Consider the following 24,778-nt stretch of genomic DNA (forward strand, 5'->3'; position numbering starts at 1 on the left):
TTGGAAGCATTATGAGCGCAATATCCCTGATCCAACCGGACAGAGACCTTTTCTCCTGGCCGCAGTACTGGGCTGCCTGCTTTGGGCCGGCACCATTTTTGCCGATGTCACGCGACGAAATGGATCAACTTGGCTGGGATAGCTGCGACATCATTCTGGTTACCGGCGATGCGTACGTCGATCACCCGAGCTTCGGCATGGCTATTTGCGGCCGTATGCTGGAAGCGCAGGGCTTTCGCGTGGGGATCATCGCCCAACCGGAGTGGAACAGCAAAGATGACTTTATGCGTCTGGGCAAACCTAACCTGTTCTTCGGCGTAACCGCCGGTAACATGGACTCGATGATCAACCGTTATACCGCCGATCGCCGACTGCGCCATGACGATGCCTATACGCCGGACAACGTGGCGGGTAAACGCCCGGACCGTGCGACGTTGGTTTATACCCAGCGCTGTAAAGAAGCCTGGAAAGATGTGCCGGTTATTCTCGGCGGTATTGAAGCCAGCCTGCGCCGTACTGCGCATTACGATTACTGGTCAGATACCGTGCGCCGTTCCGTGCTGGTGGATTCAAAAGCTGACATGCTGATGTTTGGTAACGGCGAACGTCCATTGGTGGAAGTCGCGCACCGTCTGGCGATGGGCGAAACCATTGATCAGATCCGCGACGTGCGTAATACCGCGATTATGGTTAAAGAAGCGCTGCCGGGCTGGAGTGGAGTGGATTCCACACGTCTGGATATGCCCGGGAAAATTGACCCCATCCCCCATCCGTATGGCGAAGACTTACCGTGTGCTGATAACAAACCGGTCGCACCGAAAAAACAAGAAGCGAAAGCGGTAACCGTACAGCCGCCGCGTCCGAAGCCGTGGGAAAAAACCTACGTACTGTTACCGTCTTTCGAGAAAGTGAAGAGCGACAAAGTTCTGTACGCCCATGCGTCGCGTATTCTGCATCACGAAACGAACCCAGGATGCGCGCGTGCGCTGATGCAAAAGCATGGCGATCGCTATATTTGGGTTAACCCGCCAGCGATCCCGTTGTCGACTGAAGAAATGGACAGCGTCTTTGCACTGCCGTACAAGCGCGTACCGCATCCGGCGTACGGTAACAGCCGTATTCCCGCCTATGAGATGATCCGTTTCTCGATCAATATCATGCGTGGCTGTTTTGGTGGTTGCTCGTTCTGTTCGATCACCGAGCACGAAGGGCGCATTATCCAGAGCCGTTCTGAAGATTCGATCATCAATGAGATCGAAGCCATTCGCGATACCGTTCCGGGCTTTACCGGCGTGATTTCCGATCTCGGCGGTCCAACTGCAAACATGTATATGCTGCGCTGTAAGTCTCCGCGTGCAGAACAGACCTGTCGTCGTCTGTCCTGCGTTTACCCGGATATCTGCCCGCATATGGATACTAACCACGAACCGACGATTAATCTCTACCGCCGCGCGCGTGATCTGAAAGGCATTAAAAAGATCCTTATCGCATCCGGGGTGCGTTATGACATCGCCGTGGAGGACCCGCGCTATATTAAAGAGTTGGCAACTCACCATGTGGGTGGCTACCTGAAGATTGCGCCGGAGCATACAGAAGAAGGCCCATTGTCGAAAATGATGAAGCCGGGTATGGGCAGCTACGACCGCTTTAAAGAGTTATTCGATACCTACTCTAAACAGGCCGGTAAAGAGCAGTACCTGATCCCCTATTTTATCTCTGCGCACCCGGGTACGCGTGATGAGGATATGGTGAATCTGGCTCTGTGGTTGAAACAGCGTCGTTTCCGTTTGGATCAAGTGCAGAACTTCTACCCATCACCGCTGGCAAACTCTACAACCATGTATTACACCGGGAAAAACCCGTTGGGCAAAATTGGTTATAAGAGTGAAGATGTGGTAGTGCCAAGAGGTGATAAACAGCGCCGTCTGCATAAAGCACTGCTGCGTTACCATGATCCTGCTAACTGGCCGTTAATCCGTCAGGCGCTGGAAGATATGGGGAAAAAGCATCTGATTGGCGGTCGTCGCGAATGTCTGGTTCCGGCCCCGACGCTGGAAGAGATGCGTGAAGCACGTCGTCAGAACCGCCATACACGTCCGGCACTGACCAAGCATACGCCAGTCGCGCACCAGCGTCAGACACCTGCGGCGAATAAAAAACGCGGGAAAGTCGCGGGGCGCTAATCTGTCTTGCCCGGTAGTGAAATGCTTACCGGGCCAGACAGACCGTAGGCCGGATAAGGTGCTCGCACCGCCATCCGGCAGACATGCTCAGTATTTATGCTTCGCGAATTCTGGCCGCTAATGCGGCCAGTTTTTCATCGTCAGCCCGTTCGTGGTCATGTGACGACAGATACCCTTCATACTGCTCGAAAAATTTAGTCTGCCGGGACTCAATCGGTTTCCAGTGCGTCAAATCACCTGTGCCATGCATAGGGCTGAGCTTACTGTGCACATGATCCACGCCAAACCCTTCGAAAAACATCCCCGTACGACTGACATCCGGGAAAGCCTTATCCAGTTTTTTCGCCACCTTTTGGGTCGCCAGCATCAGGTCTGCCAGCGCCTGTGGCGGCATATCAAATGCATAGCTTGGGTAGTGCTTTTTCGGGATCACCACGGTAAAACCGTCGGTGTTTGGGAAAATCGACAGAAAGGCCAGGTGATGCTCGTCTTCCCAGACTTTATGGCAGGGCGCTTTACCTTCAACAATTTGACAGAAAATACAGGTCATTCCTTTTCTCCGTAGATAAGACGTTTCGTCAGGACGCAGTGAGTTTAGTACAGACCCAGCATCTTCCACCACATCAGCCCTACAGTGATAAAGACGGCTTGATTGAACAGGCTGATGATGAATCCTGTTCGCCACCAGACTCCCGTCGGTACGTACCCGGCACCAAACAGAATCGGCCCGCGAGCGTGAGTGTACTGAGTGAGGGAACAGTACAGGCTGCTGGTGAAGGCCAGCATCAACGCCGTAGGGGCTGCAGGAATATTCAAATGCAGACCGACGCCAAGGAAAACGGCATACAGCGCCGCAATCTGCGCATTACCGCTGGCAAAAAAGTAGTGGGTATAAAAGTACGCGGCGTTGAGCAGCAGCAGGACAACCACCCAACTGGTCCCATGCATAGTACTGCTCAGGCTATCGCCAATCAGGTTGCCAAACCAGGTGGTAAAACCCAGTTTTTTCAACTGATTTGCCATCATCAATAGTGCGGCAAACCAGATCAGTGTATCCCACGCACCTTTCTCGCTTTTGACATCTTCCCAGCTCAGAACGCCGCTGAGCAGCAAGATGGATAAACCAACAAATGAGGCGGTGGTGGCGTCGACGCCCAGCGTATCACCAAAAATCCACAGTACTAGCAGGACGCCGACGGTCGCCAGCATCAGCCATTCCCCGCGTGACATACGGCCCATTTCCGCCAGTTCTTTACGCGCCAGATTAGGGGCATCCGGCGTGTGTTTAATTTCCGGGCGCACAATCCAGTAGACCAGTAATGGAACCAGCAGTAAGGAAACCAGGCAAGGCAGCAATGCCGCCATAAACCAGCAGCCCCAGGTCAGAGTGACCCCCGCATTGGCCGCCAGCTTCACTGCCAACAGGTTGCCGGTATATCCGGTCATAAAGAGCGCGGCGGTGACGTCGTTGACGTTGCCAATACAGGTGATAAGAAAGGTGCCGATTTTACTGCGGGATTCATCTTCCGGGTTCGAGTGGAAACTGCGCGCCAGGGAGTCGGCAATGGGATAGATGACGCCGCCGCAGCGGGCCGTGTTGCTTGGCATTGCGGGGGAAAGTATCAGGTCCGCAAACGCCAGTCCGTAGGCGAGTCCCAGCGTGCGCTTGCCGAGCAGGCGGATCATCTGCAGCGCAATACGTCGTCCGAGGCCCGTTTTGATAAACCCGCGGGCAATCATAAAGGCGACGACAATCAGCCAGATCAGAGAACTGTTCAGTTCGCTCAGTGCGGTGGTAATAGCGCCGCTGGCGGTTTTATCCCCGGCAGCATAAGCGAGGGCAAAAACGGTAATACCGATAATGCCGACTGCGCCAATAGGCAGAACTTTTGCCACGATAGAAGCAATGGTAGCAACGAAGATAATGGCTGAATGCCAGGCTGGCGCACTTAACCCACTGGGTGGGGTAAGCTGCCAGAGCCCGGCAGAAATAAATAGTATAAGAATTAATGGGAGCCATTTGACGCCTTGCTGTGTTTTTTCCGCCATGGTCACGCACCTATAGATATTTGTGATGTGTTCATTAAATCAATATTATTACTGAATAATTAGTAAGTTATATTGCGTAATGCTGCACGTGGATGTGCCATAAATACATCAATAGTTGCGCGTTTATTGTTTCTTAATATTTCGACAGGAGAAAAGCCCGACGGGAATGCCGGGCTGGAGAGGAGAGATTAACCGCCGAACTGATCCGGGTCAGGGCCAAGGCGTTTACCTTGATCGAGTTTTGCTATTTCACCGAGTTCATCTTTGTCCAGGCGGAAGTCCCAGACATTGAAGTTCTCGGCGATACGGGCAGGGGTGACGGATTTCGGGATCACCACCAGGCCGCTATCCAGATGCCAGCGAATGACGACCTGCGCCGGTGATTTGCCATATTTTTCAGCGAGGTCGCGAATGATCTTTTGATCAAATACGTCTTTGCCGCCTTGCGCCAGCGGGCTCCAGGATTCGGTCTGGATTTTATGTGTGGCGTTCCAGGCGTGCAGCTGGCGCTGTTGCATCAGTGGATGCAGTTCTATCTGGTTAATCACCGGCGGGACACCTGTTTCATCCATCAGGCGCTGGAGATGATTGATCTGAAAGTTGCACACGCCGATGCTCTTAATCAGCCCCTCTTTTTGCAGGTCGATCATGTTTTCCCACGCTTCAACGTAGTGATCGATCGCCGGAACAGGCCAGTGCATCAGGTAGAGATCGAGGTAATCGAGCTGGAGTTTCTCCATGCTTTCGAGCAACGCTTCCCGTGGGCGTTTCTGATCATCATTCCACAGCTTGGTGGTAATGAATAACTCTTCGCGCGGTACGCCAGCATCGCGTATTGCTTTGCCGACACCTTCTTCGTTTTTGTACGCCGCAGCGGTATCAATTGAGCGATACCCTACTTCCAGCGCTTTATGAATGGCGGTGATGACTTCTTCGTTGCTTGCCTTCCAGACCCCCAGGCCCAGTTGCGGCATGACGTTACCATCCTGTAGTTTGATAATGGTTGGAGTGGTCATAATTCCTCCCCTTAATGACTGTCACCGGAACATACTCCGGTGACATAGGTGTGACTTAAGTCTGGTATAAATACCCAAAAACGAAAGTCGGAGGTTAAAAAACCTTAGCGGGCAGCTTCGTAAATCCGGCGGCTGACGTCCAGCGTAATGTCCTGATGTTCACCCAGTTTCGTGCCGCCATGCGCTTGCAGTTTTTCCAGCAGTGCCGGGATGGAACTGCCATCCAGACCGTAGTCAGACAGGCGAGTCGGTACACCCATTTGTTCGAAGAATTGACGGGTGGCGGCAATCGCGGCATCAATGCGCTGGTCTTCGGAGCCTTCGGTGATATTCCAGATGCGTTCTGCGTATTGCAGCAGTTTGGCACGCTTGGTATCGCGTTTTTCATTCCAAAGCGCTGGCAGAACAATGGCCAGTGTCTGAGCGTGGTCAAGTCCGTGCATTGCCGTCAGTTCGTGACCCAGCATATGGGTTGCCCAGTCCTGCGGTACGCCTGCGCCGATCAGTCCGTTCAGCGCCTGAGTGGCTGCCCACATGACGTTCGCACGCACATTGTAGTTTTCCGGCTCCTGCAATGCTTTCGGACCGTCTTCTATCAGCGTCAGCAGAATGCCTTCGGCGAAGCGATCCTGAATTTTCCCGTCTACCGGATAAGTCACGTATTGTTCTACGGTATGAACAAAAGCATCTACCACGCCGTTGGCAACCTGACGTGGCGGCAGAGTATAGGTGTAAACCGGATCGAGTACAGCGAATACCGGCTGGACAAACGGGGTCATGAAGGCCAGTTTGTCGCCAGTCGTTTTGCGCGAAATTACCGCGCCAGAGTTAGATTCGGAGCCAGTTGCCGGCAGAGTTAATACGGAGCCCATTGGAACGGCGCTTTGTACGTCGTTACCGCGTGTTTCCAGAATGCGCCATGGGTCAACACCGTCAGCGTAATGTGCTGCTGCGGCGATGAATTTTGTGCCATCCAGAACAGAACCGCCGCCTACCGCCAGCAGGAATGTCACCTTCTCATCACGCACGATTTTTACCGCGTTCATCAGCGTTTCATAAGACGGGTTCGGCTCAATACCGCCAAATTCCAGCACGTCCAGGCCTTTCAGTGCATCCTGAACCTGTGCCAGAACGCCGGTTTTTTTCACGCTACCACCGCCGTAGGTAATCAGTACGCGAGCATCCTGTGGGATTTGGTCGCGCAGTTCTGCAATCGCGCCTTTACCAAACAGAATGCGGGTTGGGGTATGGAGATTAAAGTTGTTCATTGCTCGTTACCTTGTGTGGGTAAAAAAGAGGGTAGGCGAGTGCCTGCCTGATGGTGAACATTGTGGTCGTCAGAAGCGTTCCTCTCAATGCTCATTTCTGCCAATGTCTTGCCCATTTCTACAGACTACTGGAGAAAATGGATAAAAGTCCGCACTATATCAGGGCTGAAAATCAATGATGAAATGGTGCCCTATGAACCGTGATGAGATCTGTCTCCTGCTGACAGATAAAATTAAGCATCTGAAAAATAATGAAAATAAATTAAATGATCTGCTGCCTGATATTCGCTTACTGTACGGCTCTGAACCTGGGGCGCGCACACCAGTGATGTATCAGCCTGGCATTATATTTCTCTTTTCAGGATATAAAATTGGTTATATCAACGAGCGTGTCTTTCGCTATGATGCCAACGAATACTTACTGCTCACAGTACCTTTACCCTTTGAATGTGAAACGTATGCGACACCGGACGTTCCGTTGGCTGGTATCCGCCTGAACGTCGATATCCTGCAATTGCAGGAATTGCTGATGGATATTGGTGAGGATGAGCTGTTCCAGCCTGCAATGGCGGCAAGCGGGATCAATTCGGCGACGCTATCCGATGAAATTCTCTGTGCTGCGGAACGCCTGCTGGATGTGATGGAGCGGCCATTGGATGCACGTATTCTGGGAAAACAGATTATTCGTGAGATCCTCTACCACGTACTGACCGGGCCGCGTGGTGGCGCGTTATTGGCGCTGGTCAGTCGCCAGACACATTTCAGTTTGATAAGCCGTGTGCTGAAGCGAATTGAAACCAAGTACACCGAAAATCTCAATGTTGAGCAATTGGCGGCAGAGGCCAATATGAGCGTGTCGGCGTTCCATCATAATTTTAAATCGGTGACCAGTACTTCACCGTTACAGTATCTGAAGAGCTATCGATTGCATAAAGCGCGGATGATGATGATTCATGACGGGATGAAAGCCAGCGCGGCGGCCATGCGCGTAGGTTATGAGAGTGCATCGCAGTTTAGTCGGGAGTTCAAACGTTACTTTGGCGTCACGCCAGGAGAAGATGCAGCCAGAATTCGGATGATGCAGGGGGGGTGATTTCTTGTCGGCCTTAACGCTGCGCGCCATCAACGAAATGCCGGAGTGACTCCGGCATACGGCTGATACTCAGGCGCTACAGTATTTTTTTTTAATCACCACGAACAGCGTTCCCAGCAGACCTGCGGTTAACAGGGCAACAGGCAGGATCATTAAAAAGGTCATCACCTGATCTTCGTGGCGTTTAACAAACGGGATCATGCTGAGCGCATAGCCGAAACTGGTGACCACAGTGACCCACAGCAGCCCGCTCAGCCAGTTAAAAAACTGGAAGCGACGGTTAGGCAGCCCTGAAATCCCCGCCATGGTTGGCAGTAAGGTACGTACAAACGCCAGGAAACGTCCGGCGAGTAGTGCCATCAACCCGTGTTGGTCAAACATACAGGTAGCACGCTGATGATATTTTTCAGGTAATTGTGCCAGCCAGCCTTTTACCGTCCGCGTGTTGCCCAGCCAGCGCCCCTGAATGTAGCTCAGCCAGCAACCGAGACTGGCAGCGGCAGTCAGAATCGCTATGGTAGGTAAAAAACTCATCACGTCCTGAGCAATCAGCGCTCCTGCCAGTAATAGCAGGCTGTCACCGGGCAAAAAGGAGGCGGGCAGCAGGCCATTTTCTAAAAACAGTGTGGCGAACATCACGAAGTACACCACGCTCACGACGTGTGGGTCCGCCAGCGCGGCAAAATCGTGTTGCCAAAGCGCGGAGATAATATCTTGAATGACTACCATGGACTTTCCTGTGGAACAGCGTTTATAAGTGGATTGTACTCCTGAATTGTCCGGGATGCCTTGATCCCGGACGCAACAATTGCAGACTTTTCCACCAGAAGTGTCTGCATATATGTCCATCTGCGGCAATGTTACTCGATTCGGGCAAATCCTGCGGCTAAATCGGCAATCAGATCGTCAACATTCTCTAAACCGATATGCAAACGGATGAGCGTTCCGCTGAAGTCCACTTTGCCTTGCGGACGGATTGCCGCGATATGTTCCGGTTGGTTAGCCAGAATCAGTGATTCAAAACCGCCCCAGGAATAGGCCATGCTGAACAGGCTGAAGTGATCCAGGTACGCAGACAGTTCTTCATTATTTAGCTTCTTATTCAGAACAAATGAGAACAGACCGCTGCTACCGGTAAAGTCGCGTTTCCAGAACTCGTGTCCCTTGCTGCCGGGAAGTGCCGGGTGATTCACGCGGGCAACCTGCGGATGGTCAGCCAGCCACTCGGCGACTTTTAAACTGCTTTCATGGTGTTGGCGCAGGCGAACGCTTAACGTCCGCAATCCACGGCTGGTCATATAGGCGGTATCGGCGTCCAGCATTTGTCCCATCAGATAGGCGTTTTCACGCAGTTGATCCCAGCAACGGGCATTGGATACCGCTGTCCCAGCCATGCCGTCGGAATGACCAATCAGATATTTCGTCCCTGCCTGAATTGAGATATCGATACCGAAATCCAGCGCGTTGAACAACACGCCCGCAGCCCAGGTGTTATCAATCATGATGATCGCGTCAGGCACTACGCTTCTGACGGCGGCAACAATGGCTGGAACATCATGAACTTCCATGGTGACAGAACCTGGAGATTCAAGAAAAACGACTTTAGTGTTCGGCTGTATATGCTTCACAATATCCGCGCCAATCAGCGGATCGAACCAGCCGGTTGTCACGCCAAGCTTGCCCAGCACCTTAGTGCAAAAATCCTGGCTGGGTTCATAGGCGGTGTTGGTCATCAGCACATGATCGCCTTGTTCAACAAAGGCAAGGATGGTGTTGGCAACGGCTGCTGCACCGCAGGGGAACAGGGCGCAACCGGCCCCGCCTTCCAGTTCACACATCGCTTCCTGCAGTGAGAAATGCGTCAGCGTGCCGCGACGGCCATAGAAAAGGGCACCGTTTGCGCGGTTATGCGTCGCCTGTTTTTTCGCCTCAACGGTGTCGAATACCAGTGAAGACGCGCGCTGGATCACGCTATTTACCGAACCCAGCGTGTATTTTTTACTACGCCCGGCGTGAACGAGTTTGGTCTCAAGCTGCTTATCTGCCATGTTGTATTACCTATTTTTATACGTCTGGATGTCTAAACTAGCATGAATCTCATCTGCCGCGTCCTGCAGAACAGCCATAAAGTACAAAATATTCTCAAATCGATTTCTGGTGACTTTTTTACTGCGTGAGCGCAAGGAAAAGAAACCAAAGGTGCGGCACTATGTAAATAGTAATGAGAACGACTATCAATTCGACGTCGTTTTGATATGATTACGCTCAGATTTTGTGATTTGCGTCCTGGAGATACAGAGTGGGTAATAATTTGATGCAGACGGACCTTTCCGTCTGGGGTATGTATCAGCACGCCGATATCGTGGTTAAGTGCGTGATGATTGGGCTGATTTTGGCGTCAGTGGTCACCTGGGCTATCTTCTTTAGTAAGAGCCTTGAGTTCTTTACGCAGAAGCGCCGTCTTAAGCGTGAACAGCAAATGCTGGCAGATGCCCGCTCTTTAGATCAGGCAAGTGAGATTGCCGCTGGATTCGATGGCAAAAGCCTGGGTGCTCTGTTGATTAACGAAGCACAGAATGAACTGGAACTGTCAGCAGGCAGTGATGACAACGAAGGGATCAAAGAGCGTACCGGTTTCCGTCTGGAACGTCGCGTTGCCGCCGTTGGCCGTCAGATGGGGCGGGGTAATGGATACCTGGCAACCATCGGGGCTATCTCTCCATTTGTCGGGTTGTTTGGTACAGTATGGGGCATCATGAATAGCTTCATCGGTATCGCACAAACCCAAACCACCAACCTGGCTGTTGTTGCTCCAGGTATTGCAGAAGCACTGTTAGCAACCGCGATCGGTCTGGTCGCGGCAATCCCTGCTGTTGTTATCTACAACATTTTTGCTCGTCAGATCGGCAGCTATAAAGCGATGCTGGGCGATGTCGCGGCGCAGGTGCTGTTGCTGCAAAGTCGTGACCTGGACCTGAGTGCAAGCGCGTCTGCACACCCGGTACGTGCTGCGCAGAAATTACGTGTAGGATAATGTTCCATGGCAATGAGCTTTAATGAAAACCTGGACGATAACGGTGAAATGCATGACATCAACGTGACGCCGTTTATCGACGTCATGCTGGTATTGTTGATCATCTTTATGGTGGCAGCGCCACTGGCAACCGTGGATGTGAAGGTCAATCTCCCTGCATCCACCAGTACGCCGCAACCGCGTCCGGAAAAACCGGTTTACCTGTCAGTAAAAGCCGATAACACCATGTTTATTGGTAACGATCAGGTCACCGATGAGACGATGATTAACGAGTTAAACGCGCTAACTGAAGGCAAGAAAGACACCACCATCTTCTTCCGGGCAGATAAAACCGTCGACTACGAAACTATGATGAAGGTTATGGATACGTTGCACCAGGCGGGTTACCTGAAGATTGGTTTGGTCGGTGAAGAGACCGTGAAAGCCAAATAATCCTTGTTGCCGGGTACAGGTTTGACCTTACCCGGCAAGCTTCTCCTGACATCACTCCTCTGCAAGTCTTTTGCCTTATCTGTTCTCGTCCAACGCCACCGTAGTGATTTTTGTGGGCTCATAGTTCCCATCGGATAGCTTGCGGGTCAGGCGCAGTGTGGCAGTTTCACGTGCAAGCAGATGCTGGTATGTGCTTTCCAGACGGGCCATTATTTTGTCCCGCAATTCTGGTTGCTGAGCGATGATGGCCTCGATAGTGGCACCGTAAATCTCTTCTTTGGCTTGCAGTGCGTAGATTTCATGACGATTTTGCCATTTCATCCGCACCAGTGCGGCGGGAATAGAAACCATCTCTTGAGCAAGGCTTTCCAGCGTCGTGTTTTTATTGGCTATCAACACAGATAGATTTTGTTTTAAGACAAACTCATCGCTTTTGTGGTTATCTAAAGCCAAATAAACATTATTATCTTCAACATCTTTCATTTTATTTCTCTTCCAGAGAATAAAAAATAGGATCGTTGGTTTCGCGAGTAATTAAATTAAGCCAAATTTTGTTGCCTTGTTCATTTATCATGGTTGTTTTTTTGGCCAAAATTTTACTTAATTCCTGGGCGTTAATGTCGCCTTCCGCCTGTAATGAATTGAGCAGACGAGTAAATGACTCAATTTTTGCGGCGCGGAAAAGGCGCTCTTTTAAATGACGATCGCACTCTTCAAATAACATATTCCGGGACTGGCCGGTAGCTACGGAGCTAATCAAAATTTCTGATTCGTAATCACTTAGTTTTATCTTTCCCTGAGTCAAATTTTCACTATTTTCTGTGGTATTTGTATTGTTCGGGGTTGCGGATAAATGAAAACGAGAGGGAACAAGATGCTCGGGAAGCATGTTGAAATATCCTTTGCTGCCAATAATATGATGTTTTTAATAAGGTAGGCCGCGTTGACAATAGCATGGGGTAATTTTAAAATCAAAAAAAATGGAGCCCGCTATGAACAGTATATTTTATTCTGTTATTACCCTGCTATTGCTTACCTGCGGGGTACTTTTGCTAATGCGTAGTGCAAATAAAAACCGTTATGCAGAAGATGTTAACGCACAGCGCCAGCCGGAAATGCTAAGTAAAGAAGAGGGAGAAGATCATTTTTCTGCCCTGATGAATTCGATTACTCCGGTATGGTATTGGCGAGTCAATCACGAATATATTGATTTTATCCACTCCACAGTCAAGAGGATGACAATGGTGGAGCTGAATGAAACGCCCGGGCTCTTTGACGCGCAGCGGCGCTGTAGCGATCTTAACTCTGCGGTTTATAAGTATTATGACAATATTAAAAAGCGCTGCCTCAGCGGGGAGAAAGTCCCGCACGCCGATCTGGATGTGCTTAACTTGCGGCAGTGCTTCAGGGAGTTCAGCCTGGAAGCCTATCCTGCACTTGTCGCACTGGTATGGCCGGAATACCAGCGTCCGTTGATTAAAGAGGACGAGGTGTGAGGCGAGATTTACTTGCCACTCTCATCAGCAGGCCATTAAGGCCGGGTAGGACTACACCCGGCGTAATGTTCAGATCGTTATTTGTCTGATGAGGCCTGCCACAGATTGAGCTTGCCGTCCGCGACATGTTTATCAATCTGTGCCAGTTCTTCGGCGCTGAATGTCAGGTTTGCCAGTGCCTGAACGTTCTCTTCCAACTGCTCAGGTCGGCTGGCACCAATTAATACCGATGTGACCCGGTTATCTTTTAGTAGCCAGCTTAACGCCATTTGCGCCATCGACTGCCCACGTTGTTGGGCCATCTCATTGAGCAAACGCAGACTGTTAAGATTTGCTTCCGTCAGCATATTTTCCGTCAGCCCACGGACTTTTTTCCCTTCACGCTGCATGCGGGAACCATCAGGAATACCGTTGAGGTATTTCCCTGTCAGGAGCCCCTGCGCCAACGGGGTGAAGGCAATACAGCCCATCCCGTTGGATTCCAGCGTATCCAGCAATCCGCTGCTGTCTACCCAGCGGTTAAGCAGGTTGTAGGATGGCTGGTGGATAAGCAGCGGAATTTTCCATTCCCGCAGCAGTTCGGCCATCTTCTGCGTGCGCTCTGGCGAATAAGATGAGATACCGACATACAGTGCTTTGCCACTTTGCACAGCATGGGCCAGCGCGGAAGCGGTCTCTTCCATTGGCGTATTTTCATCAACGCGGTGCGAATAGAAGATATCGACGTAGTCGAGACCCATGCGCTTGAGGCTCTGGTCGAGGCTGGCCAGCAGATACTTGCGTGAGCCGCCAGAACCGTAAGGCCCCGGCCACATGTCGTAACCCGCTTTGGTCGAGATGATCAATTCATCACGATATTGTGCAAAATCCTCGCGCAGCAATCGACCAAAATTCTCTTCAGCACTGCCCGGAGGTGGCCCGTAGTTATTGGCTAAATCAAAATGAGTGATCCCTAAATCAAATGCTTTTCGCAGCAGTGCTCGTTGTGAATCCAGAGCGTGAACGTGTCCAAAACTGTGCCATAAACCCAGCGACAGCGCGGGCAGGCGCAAGCCGCTGCGCCCACAGTAGCGATAGAGCATTTGCTCATAACGTTCAGGATTGGCAAACCAGGCCATGAGATCTCCTTAGTGCAGGTGAATTTCAAAACAACGTTTCTATTCTAGCGGGTTCGTGGTGAATATCCCGTTCACCAGGTCACATTGGGATGAAAAACTGGGCAAAAACAGACCGCTGTGCTTTGCTTAAAAAAACATCACTCAGGAGTGCGACCATGCCGCGTCTGACTGCTAAAGACTTTCCGCAGGAGTTACTCGATTACTATGACTATTACGCCCATGGCAAAATTACGAAACGCGAGTTTCTGAATCTGGCGGCGAAATATGCGGTAGGTGGCATGACGGCACTGGCGCTATTCAATTTGCTGAAACCGAACTATGCCCTGGCAACGCAGGTAGAATTTACCGATCCCGATATTCTGGCAGAATACATTACCTATCCATCGCCTGATGGGCATGGTGATGTGCGAGGTTATCTGGTGAAACCCGCGAAGGTGACGGGGAAGGTTCCGGCGGTGGTAGTGGTACATGAGAATCGTGGGCTGAATCCGTATATTGAGGATGTAGCACGGCGGGTGGCGAAGGCGGGTTATATTGCACTGGCACCCGATGGATTAAGTTCACTGGGCGGTTATCCCGGCAATGATGATAAAGGCCGGGAATTACAGCAGCAGGTTGATCCCGTTAAGCTGATGAATGATTTTTTTGCCGCTATTGAGTTTATGCAGCGTTATTCGATGGCGACAGGAAAGGTGGGGATCACCGGATTTTGCTACGGTGGTGGTGTGGCGAATGCAGCGGCTGTTGCTTTCCCTGAACTGGCATGTGCGGTGCCCTTTTATGGTCGTCAGGTTCCTGCTTCTGATGTCCCTAAAATTAATGCGCCTTTATTATTACACTATGCAGAACTAGACACACGAATTAATGAAGGCTGGCCCGCTTATGAAGCTGCACTCAAAGTGAATAAGAAAATCTATCAAGCATATATCTATCCCGGTGTTAATCATGGTTTTCATAACGATTCGACACCCCGTTATGATAAAGCAGCTGCTGATTTAGCCTGGGAACGCACTCTTGCCTGGTTTGATAAATATTTGTTATGAAAAACAACGCATTACTTACAGCTTTAGGTTAATTATCTGAATAATAATGCTACCTAATTTCATTAACATTCATATTGATATGACCAGCAGGGATAATAGATAGACTTAAAAAAGTAAAAAAATAAAGAACGTATTATATCTTCTTCATTGCCTGCCGATAACAAGGGGAAGTATCGCCTGATGGCGAATTCCTCATCAATGGCAAGGAAATTATTATGTATTTGCTGAAAAACTTCACTATTCGTATTGTCATGCTGGCGATACTGGGACTTTTTTGCCTGCTCTGGTCGGGCGTGGGTTTATTCAGTCTTCATGCTTTATCAAAAATATCAGAAGGCAACGATATTGACCGTCATCTTGTCAAACAGATGACGGTACTGAGTCAGGGGAACGATCAGTACTTTCGCTTTGTGACACGCCTGAGCCGTGCTGTGGATGTCAAAATTGGTGGTGAAACGCCTGATTTTGCACCTGCCCAGCAATCGCTGGATAATCTGAGCCAAAAGCTCCAGGAGATGAAAACATTGTCTCCAGGACCGATGGACCCGGAAATTTCAGCAACAGTGCTGGCCAAGTGGCAAGCTTTGCTGGATAAAGGCGTGATACCGCAAATGCAGTTGGCGCAGCAGGGCTCGCTTACGGCGTTTTCGGAACATGCCAGCACGATTACGCCCGCACTGAGCCGTGAATTTGGTGCCAGCGCTGAGCTGTTTAATACCACCGCCGGAAAGAGACTTGATGCGACGCGTATCATGGTAGACGGTAAAACGTCGATCATTCGGACACTGATTATTACTGCCGTTATCCTCGGGATTGCCCTCCTGTTCTTCACCGATCGTTACCTCGTTACCATGATGGTGAAACCTCTCGGTCGCATTCGCTTGCAGTTCCGCCAGATTGCCCAGGGCGATCTCAGCCATCCAATTGAAGATTTTGGGCGTAACTGCGTGGGCCAACTGGTCCCTTTATTGTGCGCAATGCAGGACAGCCTGCGTGAAGCCGTAAGTACGATTCGTTCAGGCAGTGACAACATCTGGCGAGGCGCTACGGAAATTTCTACCGGCAATAATGATCTCTCTTCCCGTACTGAGGAGCAGGCCGCGGCGCTGGAAGAGACCGCTGCCAGCATGGAGCAACTGACCGCTACGGTAAAACTTAACGCCGAAAATGCGCGTGAGGCCAGCCAACTCGCCGATACGGCGACAGAAACGGCAGGTAAAGGAAGCACCCTGGTTTCTGAAGTGGTCGACACCATGGACGGTATTGCTGCCAGTTCTAAACAGATCGCAGAAATTACCTCTGTCATTAATAGCATTGCTTTCCAGACCAACATTCTGGCGCTCAACGCCGCCGTTGAAGCGGCCAGGGCTGGTGAACAGGGACGTGGTTTTGCCGTGGTAGCAGGGGAAGTACGTAATCTCGCCAGCCGTAGCGCCGGTGCGGCAAAAGAGATTGAGACATTAATCGGTGAATCGTCGCGTCGTGTCGAACAGGGCGCTCGTCTGGTTAAAGAGACGGGATTAACCATGGAAGCGATTCTGCGCGGTGCCACCGAAGTGACCGTTATCATGAAACAAATTGCCTCTGCTTCTGAAGAGCAGAATAAAGGTATCTCGCAGGTGAGTGTTGCGATCACGCAGATGGACAGCGTGACGCAACAGAATGCCGCGTTGGTAGAACAAGTATCCGCTGCGGCAGTGGCGCTGGAACGGCAAACGGAAGAGCTACAACGCTCGGTGCAACAGTTCCGCCTGTCTGCGAATGATGTGCAATACGCCGCTGCCAATACCGCTTCCCCTTCCACAGAAAGCAGAACCTCTGCAGCACCTAAAACGGACGAGTGGGTGTCCTTTTAATCTGGCACAAAAAAGTGCGTGATACCTCTGGCCTTTGCTTAAAAAATCGCTATATAATTTGTTATATAGCGATTGGAGGTTATGCATGGACAACCATTTTGGAAAGGGCCTGATGGCCGGATTGAACGCCTCAAGTGCGGACAGTGCTCGTTCAGTGGCGAATTTTTGTTCAGATTATAAACGCGGTTTTGTTCTGGGTTTTTCACATCGAATGTTTGAAAAAACGGGTGACCGACAGCTCAGCGCATGGGAAGCGGGGATCCTGACGCGTCGTTACGGGCTGGATAAAGAGATGGTGATGGATTTCTTCAAAGAGAACCAGTCGAGTACAACAATTCGGTTTTTCATGGCCGGCTATCGGCTCGAAGCTTGATCCAAAAGGGGTATTATCTTGCTTTAATTAATTACACTATTGACCTACGCCTTCGTTTTGTTGCTCCGCCGAAGTATTATAATGCACATAACCATATAAAAAGTGTGGTAATGGCGCGCCGATCGCAATATGCAACATGCGAATGGTGCAAAATAAAAGCCAGGTCTTCGCAACGGAATAACAATAAAATGACTGGAGATAATTCTCTCATCAATTCGAACGGCATCAATCGCCGTGATTTCATGAAGCTTTGTGCAGCACTGGCCGCTACTATGGGGCTCAGTAGCAAAGCCGCCGCAGAAATGGCCGAATCAGTTTCTCGTCCTCAGCGCCCGCCGGTTATCTGGATTGGTGCTCAGGAGTGTACGGGTTGTACTGAATCGCTGCTTCGTGCGACACACCCTACAGTGGAAAACCTCGTTCTGGAGACTATCTCTCTTGAATATCATGAGGTGCTCTCTGCCGCCTTTGGCCACCAGGTCGAAGAGAACAAACATAACGCTCTGGAGAAGTACAAAGGGCAATATGTTCTGGTGGTAGATGGTTCTATACCACTAAAAGATAATGGTATTTATTGCATGGTTGCCGGTGAGCCAATTGTGGATCACATCCGCAGAGCGGCCGAAGGTGCAGCAGCTATCATCGCTATCGGCTCTTGTGCCGCATGGGGTGGTGTGGCTGCCGCTGGCGTGAACCCAACGGGTGCAGTCGGCTTGCAAGAAGTTCTGCCAGGCAAAACCATCATCAACATCCCAGGCTGTCCGCCTAACCCGCATAACTTCCTCGCCACGGTCGCGCATATCATCACTTACGGTAAGCCGCCGAAGCTGGATACCAAAAACCGTCCGACATTCGCCTATGGTCGTTTGATTCACGAACACTGCGAACGTCGCCCGCACTTTGATGCCGGTCGTTTTGCTAAAGAGTTCGGCGATGAAGGCCATCGTGAAGGTTGGTGCCTCTATCATCTGGGCTGTAAAGGGCCAGAAACGTACGGCAACTGCTCAACATTGCAATTCTGTGATGTTGGCGGCGTGTGGCCGGTGGCTATTGGTCATCCTTGCTACGGCTGTAACGAAGAAGGCGTCGGTTTCCATAAAGGCATTCACCAACTCGCCCATGTGGAAAACCAAACCCCGCGTTCAGAGAAGCCTGATGTCAACATGAAAGAAGGCGGCAACATTTCAGCTGGGGCTATTGGGCTGCTTGGCGGCGTAGTAGGACTGGTTGCCGGCGTCAGCGTGATGGCGGTACGTGAACTGGGGCGTCAGCAGAAGAAAGATAACGCTGACTCACGGGGAGAATAACCGTGAACAGACGTAACTTTATTAAAGCAGCCTCCAGCGGGGCATTGCTGTTGGGCGCCGCGCCGTCCGTCAGCCATGCGGCTGCAGAAAACCGTCCGCCGATCCCGGGTTCTCTTGGGATGCTCTATGATTCGACGCTGTGCGTAGGCTGCCAGGCCTGCGTCACTAAGTGTCAGGATATCAACTTCCCGGCCCGTAACCCGGAAGGCGAGCAGACCTGGTCGAACAACGACAAATTGTCACCGTACACCAACAACATCATCCAGGTGTGGCGTAGCGGAACAGGCGTTAACAAAGACCAGGAAGAAAATGGTTACGCATACATTAAGAAACAGTGCATGCACTGTGTCGATCCAAACTGCGTCTCCGTTTGCCCGGTTTCCGCGCTGAAGAAAGACCCGAAAACCGGCATCGTCCACTATGACAAAGATGTCTGCACGGGCTGTCGTTACTGCATGGTCGCCTGTCCGTACAACGTCCCTAAATACGACTACAACAACCCATTTGGTGCGCTTCATAAATGTGAACTGTGTAACCAGAAAGGCGTTGAACGTCTGGACAAAGGTGGCTTACCGGGATGTGTTGAAGTGTGTCCTGCCGGTGCAGTGATTTTTGGTACCCGTGAAGAGCTGATGGCTGAGGCGAAAAAACGTCTCGCACTGAAGCCTGGCAGCGAATACCACTATCCGCGTCAGACAGTGAACGCTGGTGATACTTATTTGCATACGGTACCGAAGTACTATCCGCACCTGTACGGTGAAAAGGAAGGCGGTGGTACGCAGGTTATGGTGCTGACGGGTGTTCCTTACGAGGATTTGGATCTGCCAAAACTGGATGACCTTTCAACCGGTGCGCGTTCCGAACATGTTCAACATTCCCTGTACAAGGGCATGATTTTACCCCTGGCTGCGCTGGCGGGCTTAACCGTGCTGGTTCGTCGTAACACGAAAAACGACCATCACGATGGAGGAGACGATCATGAGTCATGATCCTAAACCGCTGGGCGGAAAAATAATCAGCAAACCGGTCATTATTTTTGGGCCGCTTATCGTCCTGTGTATGCTCCTGATCGTGAAACGTCTGGTCTTCGGATTGGGTTCAGTCTCCGATCTGAACGGCGGTTTCCCGTGGGGCGTATGGATCGCATTTGACCTGTTGATTGGTACTGGCTTTGCGTGCGGCGGTTGGGCGCTGGCGTGGGCGGTGTATGTTTTCAACAGAGGACAATACCATCCACTGGTACGTCCGGCGTTGCTGGCAAGCCTGTTTGGTTACTCGCTGGGTGGTTTGTCGATCACCATTGACGTCGGTCGTTACTGGAACCTGCCGTACTTCTACATTCCGGGTCACTTCAACGTGAACTCGGTACTGTTCGAAACGGCGGTCTGTATGACCATCTATATCGGCATCATGGCGCTGGAATTTGCGCCGGCTCTGTTTGAACGTCTGGGGTGGAAAGTTTCTCTCAAGCGTTTGAATAAAGTGATGTTCTTTATTATTGCCCTCGGCGCGCTGCTGCCGACCATGCACCAGTCTTCAATGGGGTCATTGATGATTTCTGCGGGCTATAAAGTACATCCGCTCTGGCAAGCTTATGAAATGTTGCCGCTTTTCTCGGTATTAACCGCCTTTATAATGGGCTTCTCGATCGTCATTTTTGAAGGCTCACTGGTACAAGCGGGTCTGAAAGGTAACGGTCCGGACGAGAAAAGTCTGTTCATTAAGCTGACGAACACCATCAGCGTGCTGCTGGCGATTTTCGTGGTCCTGCGCTTTGGCGAGCTGATCTATCGCGACAAGCTGTCGTATGCGTTTGCAGGCGATTTCTACTCAGCCATGTTCTGGCTTGAGGTCGTGCTGATGGTCTTCCCGCTGGTGGTGCTGCGCGTCACTAAGCTGCGTAACGACTCGCGCATGCTGTATCTGTCTGCGCTGAGCGCATTGCTGGGTTGTGCAACATGGCGTCTGTCCTATTCGCTGGTGGCGTTCAATCCTGGTGGTGGCTACCACTACTTCCCGACCTGGGAAGAGCTGTTGATTTCTATTGGTTTTGTGGCTATTGAGATTTGTGCATACATCGTACTCATTCGTCTACTGCCGATACTTCCTCCTTTAAAACAAAACGATCAAAATCGTCATGAGGCGAGCAAAGCATGAGCCAGAGAATTACTATTGATCCGGTAACCCGTATTGAGGGTCATTTACGCATCGACTGCGAAATCGAAAATGGCGTGGTATCTAAAGCATGGGCTTCCGGTACCATGTGGCGCGGCATGGAAGAGATCGTGAAAAACCGCGATCCGCGCGATGCCTGGATGATTGTGCAGCGTATTTGTGGTGTTTGCACCACAACTCACGCTATCTCTTCTGTTCGTGCAGCTGAAAGCGCGCTGAATATTGATGTTCCGGTAAACGCACAGTACATCCGTAACATCATTCTGGCCGCGCACACCACGCATGACCATATTGTTCACTTCTATCAGCTGTCTGCGCTGGACTGGGTGGATATCACTTCTGCGCTGAAAGCCGATCCAGCGAAAGCATCTGCCATGCTGAACGGCGTGTCCTCCTGGCACCTGAACAGCGCAGAAGAGTTCACCAAGGTTCAGAACAAGATCAAAGATCTTGTTGCCAGCGGTCAGTTAGGCATTTTTGCTAACGGTTGCTGGGGTCACCCGGCAATGCAGCTGCCGCCGGAAGTGAACCTGATTGCGGTCGCTCACTATCTGCAGGCGCTGGAATGCCAGCGTGATGCCAACCGCGTTGTGGCGCTGTTGGGCGGTAAAACGCCGCACATCCAGAACCTGGCGGTAGGTGGGGTTGCTAACCCGATTAACCTCGACGGTCTTGGCGTGCTGAACCTTGAACGCCTGATGTACATCAAGTCTTTCATTGATAAGCTGAGCGACTTCGTTGAGCAGGTTTACAAGGTAGATACCGCGGTTATTGCTGCATTCTATCCTGAGTGGCTGGAGCGTGGTCAGGGTGCGGTTAACTATCTGAGCGCGCCGGAATTCCCGACTGACGGTAAAAACGGCAGCTTCCTGTTCCCGGGTGGTTACATTACTAATGAAGATCTGTCGACCTATCGTCCGATCACCTCTCACTCCGATGAGTACCTGATCAAAGGGATTCAGGAGAGTGCGAAACACGCGTGGTACAAAGACGAAGCGCCGCAGGCCCCGTGGGAAGGCACAACGGTTCCTGATTACACCGGTTGGTCAGATGACGGCAAGTACTCCTGGGTTAAAGCGCCGACTTTCTACGGGAAAACGGTTGAAGTGGGTCCGCTGGCTAACATGCTGTGTAAACTGGCGGCCAAACGCGAGTCTACCCATGCCAAGCTGAATGAAATCATCGCGATTTACACCAAGCTGACCGGTAAAACTATCGAAGTGTCGCAGCTGCACTCTACGCTGGGTCGTATTATTGGCCGTACCGTTCACTGCTGTGAACTGCAGAACGTTCTGCAGGATCAGTACAACGCGCTGATCGTGAACATCGGTAAAGGCGACCACACCACCTTCGTGAAACCGGATATCCCGGCAACGGGCGAATTCAAAGGTGTCGGTTTCCTCGAAGCGCCGCGCGGTATGCTGTCTCACTGGATGGTGATTAAAGATGGCATTATCAGCAACTACCAGGCGGTTGTTCCGTCAACCTGGAACTCTGGCCCACGTAACTTTAATGATGAAGTGGGACCGTATGAGCGCTCGCTGGTAGGAACGCCGATTGCCGATCCAAACAAACCGCTGGAAGTGGTTCGTACCATTCACTCCTTCGACCCTTGTATGTCATGTGCGGTGCATGTGGTGGACGTTGACGGGAACGAAGTGGTCTCAGTTAAGGTTCTGTAATGCGGATATTAGTCTTAGGGGTCGGCAATATTTTGCTGACCGACGAAGCCATCGGGGTGCGTATCGTTGAGGCATTAGAGCAACGGTACATCCTGCCAGACTTTGTTGATGTTCTGGACGGTGGTACGGCTGGGATGGAGCTTCTCGGCGATATGGCGAACAGAGATCATCTGATCATTGCTGACGCCATTGTGTCGAAGAAAAACACGCCAGGAACGATGATGGTCCTGCGGGATGAAGAGATCCCTGCGCTGTTTACCAACAAAATCTCACCGCACCAGCTTGGCCTGGCCGACGTTTTGTCGGCCCTGCGTTTCACTGGCGAGTTTCCGAAAAAGCTGACGTTAGTCGGCGTTATTCCGGAATCGCTGGAGCCGCATATCGGGCTAACGCCAACGGTCGAAGCGATGATTGAACCTGCGCTTGAGCAGGTTCTTGCCGCGCTGCGCGAGTCTGGCGTTGAAGCTATTCCACGGGAGAAGGCACATGTCTGAGGAGTTCTTAGGCTTTCAGACAGCCCCGAAGCAGCAAATTCAGGCCGCGTTTGAAGAGGTTGCCCGGCGTTCGATGCACGATCTTTCTTTCCTGCATCCGAATATGCCGGTATATGTCTCTGATTTTACGCTGTTTGAAGGACAGTGGACGGGGTGTGTTATCACACCCTGGATGCTCAGCGCGCTGATTTTCCCAGGGCCGGATCAGGTCTGGCCGGTGCGTAAAGTCAGCGAAAAAATCGGGTTGCGTCTGCCGTATGGCGAAATGACCTTTACCGTGGGTGAACTGGAGGGTGTATCGCAATACCTCTCCTGTTCGCTGATGTCGCCGCTTTCGCACAGCATGTCTGCGCAAGAAGGTGTGCGCCTGACTGACGATTGCGCACGAATGCTGTTATCGCTGCCGGTAAGCGATCCAAATGCGCCGCAGCTCAACCGCCGCGCGCTGCTGCTGGGTCGTCGGAACTGCGAAAATGCATGAGCTGTCCCTTTGTCAGAGCGCGGTTGAGATTGTTCAACAGCAGGCAGAGCAGCACGGTGTCAAACGTGTAACCGGCGTTTGGCTGGAAATCGGGGCGCTCTCCTGCGTTGAAGAGAGCGCCGTGCGTTTCAGTTTCGACATCGTCTGTCAGGGGACGCTGGCCCAGGGTTGTGAGCTGCATATTGATTACAAACCCGCCCAGGCGTGGTGCTGGGATTGCAGTCAGGTCGTAGAGATCACCCAGCATGATGCGCAGTGTCCTCTCTGTCAGGGCGATCGTCTGCGGGTAGATGCTGGCGATTCACTGAAAGTGAAAAGTATTGAAGTCGAATAGCCCATAGGTTGCTATGGGGCGGAGTCAGATATGTGTATTGGAGTCCCTGGTCAGGTTCTGGCCGTTGGTGAAGATATTCACCAGCTTGCGCAGGTTGAAGTGTGCGGCATCAAGCGTGATGTCAATATTGCCCTGATATGTGAAGGCGAGCCTGCCGAACTGGTCGGGCAATGGGTGCTGGTGCACGTAGGGTTCGCCATGAGCATCATTGATGAAGATGAAGCTAAATTCACATTGGATGCACTTCGCCGCATGGAGTATGACGTCACCAGCGCTTGATTTTATGCCGGATGGCGGCGCAAACGCCTTATCCGGCCTACGCCAGGGCGTCTTTGTAGGCCTGATAAGACGCCCCGGCGTCGCCATCAGGCATTTTAAGCCTGTCGCTTATCTTCAGTATTGGTATCGAAGTCGCTGGCGTCATGGCGTTCATGAAGCTGCTCGTTCAGCGGTCCGTTAGTGCGATTTACAATACGGCCCCGCTTTACTGCCGGACGTGCCGCAATCTCTTTTGCCCAGCGCTGCACGTGCTTGTAGCTTGCTGCATCAAGGAACTCTGCCGCGTCGTACACGTTACCCAGAACCACATTGCCAAACCATGGCCAGACCGCCATATCGGCAATGGTGTATTCATCTCCGGCGACAAACTGATGCTGTGCTAACTGTTTATCCAACACGTCGAGTAAGCGTTTGGCTTCCATGGTGAAGCGGTTGATCGCGTACTCAATCTTCACTGGCGCATAGTTGTAGAAGTGGCCAAAGCCACCGCCGAGGAATGGGGCTGCGCCTTGTAGCCAGAATAACCAGTTCAGCGTTTCGGTGCGTTTTGGTAAATCCTGCGGCAGAAAATAGCCATACTTTTCCGCCAGATAGAGCAGGATTGCGCCAGATTCGAATACGCGAACCGGTGGGTTTTGCGAGTGATCGCGTAGCGCCGGGATCTTCGAGTTCGGATTCACCTCCACAAAGCCGCTGGAAAACTGATCGCCATCGCCGATGCGGATGATCCAGGCATCGTATTCCGCGCCCTTCACGCCCTGCGCCAGCAGCTCCTCCAGCATAATTGTCACTTTCTGCCCGTTTGGCGTACCCAACGAATAGAGCTGCAGCGGATGCTTGCCAACTGGCAGCGTTTTCTCGTGTGTAGCGCCGGAAACAGGGCGATTGATATTGGCGAATGCGCCGCCGTTCGATTTTTCCCACGTCCAGACTTTCGCGGGCTGATAGGTATTGTCTGACATAGTGACCTGCCTTCTGAGTGGTTGTTTGATGCAGTGTAGCAGCCAGGTAGAACTCAATTTAACAGATTGGGACTTTATGCCGTTTTGTGCTGAAAGGGGAAGA

The 24,778-nt window shown here is 51.5% G+C and carries 26 protein-coding genes; 16 read left to right on the forward strand and 10 right to left on the reverse strand.

The window, feature by feature from the left end; genetic code table 11:
• Nucleotides 1-11 precede the first annotated feature (11 nt).
• On the forward strand, nucleotides 12-2,183 hold the full coding sequence (locus tag OGY19_RS11920; protein WP_040233974.1) for a YgiQ family radical SAM protein: 2,172 nt from the start codon (nucleotides 12-14) through the stop codon (nucleotides 2,181-2,183).
• A 94-nt stretch (nucleotides 2,184-2,277) separates the two neighbouring features.
• Here the strand turns inward: OGY19_RS11920 and OGY19_RS11925 are convergent, their stop codons facing one another.
• The 4 genes from OGY19_RS11925 to yqhD all read right to left on the reverse strand — a co-directional run bounded on the left by OGY19_RS11925 (nucleotide 2,278) and on the right by yqhD (nucleotide 6,516).
• Nucleotides 2,278-2,733 (reverse strand): HIT family protein, encoded by a 456-nt coding sequence (locus OGY19_RS11925; protein ID WP_048213232.1) that lies wholly within the window; start codon nucleotides 2,731-2,733, stop codon nucleotides 2,278-2,280.
• 44 nt (nucleotides 2,734-2,777) lie between these two features.
• Entirely contained in the window at nucleotides 2,778-4,232 is a 1,455-nt protein-coding gene (locus tag OGY19_RS11930) for a DASS family sodium-coupled anion symporter (protein WP_286596512.1), read from the reverse strand.
• Nucleotides 4,233-4,420: 188 nt separating this feature from the next.
• The gene (gene dkgA, locus OGY19_RS11935) at nucleotides 4,421-5,248 is read right to left on the reverse strand and encodes a 2,5-didehydrogluconate reductase DkgA (RefSeq protein WP_048213230.1); all 828 of its coding nucleotides are present in this window, start codon (nucleotides 5,246-5,248) and stop codon (nucleotides 4,421-4,423) included.
• 104 nt (nucleotides 5,249-5,352) lie between these two features.
• Nucleotides 5,353-6,516: an alcohol dehydrogenase gene (yqhD, locus tag OGY19_RS11940; RefSeq protein WP_048213229.1), complete on the reverse strand. Its 1,164-nt coding sequence runs from the start codon at nucleotides 6,514-6,516 to the stop codon at nucleotides 5,353-5,355.
• Between the two features lie 193 nt (nucleotides 6,517-6,709).
• On the opposite strand from yqhD, the gene OGY19_RS11945 reads away from it, so the two are divergent.
• Entirely contained in the window at nucleotides 6,710-7,609 is a 900-nt protein-coding gene (locus OGY19_RS11945) for an AraC family transcriptional regulator (protein WP_115602380.1), read from the forward strand.
• 69 nt (nucleotides 7,610-7,678) lie between these two features.
• Here the strand turns inward: OGY19_RS11945 and yghB are convergent, their stop codons facing one another.
• Nucleotides 7,679-8,338: a DedA family general envelope maintenance protein YghB gene (gene yghB / locus OGY19_RS11950; RefSeq protein ID WP_048213227.1), complete on the reverse strand. Its 660-nt coding sequence runs from the start codon at nucleotides 8,336-8,338 to the stop codon at nucleotides 7,679-7,681.
• 131 nt (nucleotides 8,339-8,469) lie between these two features.
• On the reverse strand, nucleotides 8,470-9,657 hold the full coding sequence (metC, locus tag OGY19_RS11955; protein WP_115601460.1) for a cystathionine beta-lyase: 1,188 nt from the start codon (nucleotides 9,655-9,657) through the stop codon (nucleotides 8,470-8,472).
• Between the two features lie 251 nt (nucleotides 9,658-9,908).
• On the opposite strand from metC, the gene exbB reads away from it, so the two are divergent.
• Together exbB and exbD are read left to right on the forward strand one after the other, a co-directional pair.
• Nucleotides 9,909-10,643: a tol-pal system-associated acyl-CoA thioesterase gene (gene exbB, locus OGY19_RS11960; protein ID WP_048213225.1), complete on the forward strand. Its 735-nt coding sequence runs from the start codon at nucleotides 9,909-9,911 to the stop codon at nucleotides 10,641-10,643.
• 6 nt (nucleotides 10,644-10,649) lie between these two features.
• A complete protein-coding gene (exbD, locus tag OGY19_RS11965) occupies nucleotides 10,650-11,075 on the forward strand; it encodes a TonB system transport protein ExbD (RefSeq protein WP_048213224.1) in 426 nt (141 codons plus the stop codon).
• A gap of 75 nt (nucleotides 11,076-11,150) precedes the next feature.
• Here exbD and OGY19_RS11970 read toward each other — a convergent pair whose 3' ends face one another.
• Entirely contained in the window at nucleotides 11,151-11,558 is a 408-nt protein-coding gene (locus tag OGY19_RS11970) for a hypothetical protein (RefSeq protein ID WP_048213223.1), read from the reverse strand.
• A 1-nt stretch (nucleotide 11,559) separates the two neighbouring features.
• Nucleotides 11,560-11,964: a hypothetical protein gene (locus tag OGY19_RS11975; protein WP_115601461.1), complete on the reverse strand. Its 405-nt coding sequence runs from the start codon at nucleotides 11,962-11,964 to the stop codon at nucleotides 11,560-11,562.
• Between the two features lie 103 nt (nucleotides 11,965-12,067).
• Here OGY19_RS11975 and OGY19_RS11980 point away from each other — a divergent pair, with 103 nt between their 5' ends.
• On the forward strand, nucleotides 12,068-12,571 hold the full coding sequence (locus tag OGY19_RS11980) for an ESA_00282 family adhesion-associated protein (RefSeq protein WP_319026329.1): 504 nt from the start codon (nucleotides 12,068-12,070) through the stop codon (nucleotides 12,569-12,571).
• Between the two features lie 77 nt (nucleotides 12,572-12,648).
• Here OGY19_RS11980 and OGY19_RS11985 read toward each other — a convergent pair whose 3' ends face one another.
• Nucleotides 12,649-13,689 carry an aldo/keto reductase gene (locus OGY19_RS11985; RefSeq protein WP_005123138.1) on the reverse strand — a complete coding sequence of 347 codons (1,041 nt, stop codon included), beginning with the start codon at nucleotides 13,687-13,689 and terminating at the stop codon, nucleotides 12,649-12,651.
• Between the two features lie 155 nt (nucleotides 13,690-13,844).
• Here OGY19_RS11985 and yghX point away from each other — a divergent pair, with 155 nt between their 5' ends.
• From yghX to hybG, 11 genes are all read left to right on the forward strand, one after another.
• The gene (yghX, locus tag OGY19_RS11990; RefSeq protein WP_048213220.1) at nucleotides 13,845-14,732 is read left to right on the forward strand and encodes a YghX family hydrolase; all 888 of its coding nucleotides are present in this window, start codon (nucleotides 13,845-13,847) and stop codon (nucleotides 14,730-14,732) included.
• Between the two features lie 215 nt (nucleotides 14,733-14,947).
• Nucleotides 14,948-16,588, forward strand: a complete 1,641-nt coding sequence (locus OGY19_RS11995; RefSeq protein WP_115601462.1) for a methyl-accepting chemotaxis protein — start codon at nucleotides 14,948-14,950, stop codon at nucleotides 16,586-16,588.
• A gap of 85 nt (nucleotides 16,589-16,673) precedes the next feature.
• Nucleotides 16,674-16,961 carry a DUF2623 family protein gene (locus tag OGY19_RS12000; protein WP_048213218.1) on the forward strand — a complete coding sequence of 96 codons (288 nt, stop codon included), beginning with the start codon at nucleotides 16,674-16,676 and terminating at the stop codon, nucleotides 16,959-16,961.
• 188 nt (nucleotides 16,962-17,149) lie between these two features.
• The gene (gene hybO / locus OGY19_RS12005) at nucleotides 17,150-18,268 is read left to right on the forward strand and encodes a hydrogenase 2 small subunit (protein ID WP_016154493.1); all 1,119 of its coding nucleotides are present in this window, start codon (nucleotides 17,150-17,152) and stop codon (nucleotides 18,266-18,268) included.
• A gap of 2 nt (nucleotides 18,269-18,270) precedes the next feature.
• A complete protein-coding gene (gene hybA / locus OGY19_RS12010) occupies nucleotides 18,271-19,257 on the forward strand; it encodes a hydrogenase 2 operon protein HybA (RefSeq protein ID WP_115601463.1) in 987 nt (328 codons plus the stop codon).
• Nucleotides 19,247-20,425 (forward strand): Ni/Fe-hydrogenase cytochrome b subunit, encoded by a 1,179-nt coding sequence (gene hybB / locus OGY19_RS12015; protein WP_115601464.1) that lies wholly within the window; start codon nucleotides 19,247-19,249, stop codon nucleotides 20,423-20,425. The genes hybA and hybB overlap by 11 nt, the downstream gene beginning before the upstream one ends.
• Entirely contained in the window at nucleotides 20,422-22,125 is a 1,704-nt protein-coding gene (gene hybC, locus OGY19_RS12020; protein WP_003024476.1) for a hydrogenase 2 large subunit, read from the forward strand. Before hybB ends, hybC begins: the two co-directional genes overlap by 4 nt.
• Nucleotides 22,125-22,619 (forward strand): HyaD/HybD family hydrogenase maturation endopeptidase, encoded by a 495-nt coding sequence (locus OGY19_RS12025; RefSeq protein ID WP_061068591.1) that lies wholly within the window; start codon nucleotides 22,125-22,127, stop codon nucleotides 22,617-22,619. Before hybC ends, OGY19_RS12025 begins: the two co-directional genes overlap by 1 nt.
• Nucleotides 22,612-23,100, forward strand: a complete 489-nt coding sequence (gene hybE / locus OGY19_RS12030) for a hydrogenase-2 assembly chaperone (protein WP_005123148.1) — start codon at nucleotides 22,612-22,614, stop codon at nucleotides 23,098-23,100. The genes OGY19_RS12025 and hybE overlap by 8 nt, the downstream gene beginning before the upstream one ends.
• Nucleotides 23,093-23,434, forward strand: coding sequence for a hydrogenase maturation nickel metallochaperone HypA (gene hypA / locus OGY19_RS12035; protein WP_003828349.1), 342 nt, complete (start codon nucleotides 23,093-23,095; stop codon nucleotides 23,432-23,434). The genes hybE and hypA overlap by 8 nt, the downstream gene beginning before the upstream one ends.
• A gap of 30 nt (nucleotides 23,435-23,464) precedes the next feature.
• A complete protein-coding gene (hybG, locus tag OGY19_RS12040; protein WP_048213216.1) occupies nucleotides 23,465-23,713 on the forward strand; it encodes a hydrogenase maturation factor HybG in 249 nt (82 codons plus the stop codon).
• A 95-nt stretch (nucleotides 23,714-23,808) separates the two neighbouring features.
• On the opposite strand, the gene yghU is transcribed toward hybG, so the two are convergent.
• Nucleotides 23,809-24,675, reverse strand: coding sequence for a glutathione-dependent disulfide-bond oxidoreductase (gene yghU / locus OGY19_RS12045; protein ID WP_048213215.1), 867 nt, complete (start codon nucleotides 24,673-24,675; stop codon nucleotides 23,809-23,811).
• Between the last annotated feature and the right edge of the window lie 103 nt (nucleotides 24,676-24,778).

Source organism: Citrobacter sp. Cy070 (assembly GCF_030332245.1).
GTDB classification, from domain to species: domain Bacteria; phylum Pseudomonadota; class Gammaproteobacteria; order Enterobacterales; family Enterobacteriaceae; genus Citrobacter; species Citrobacter youngae.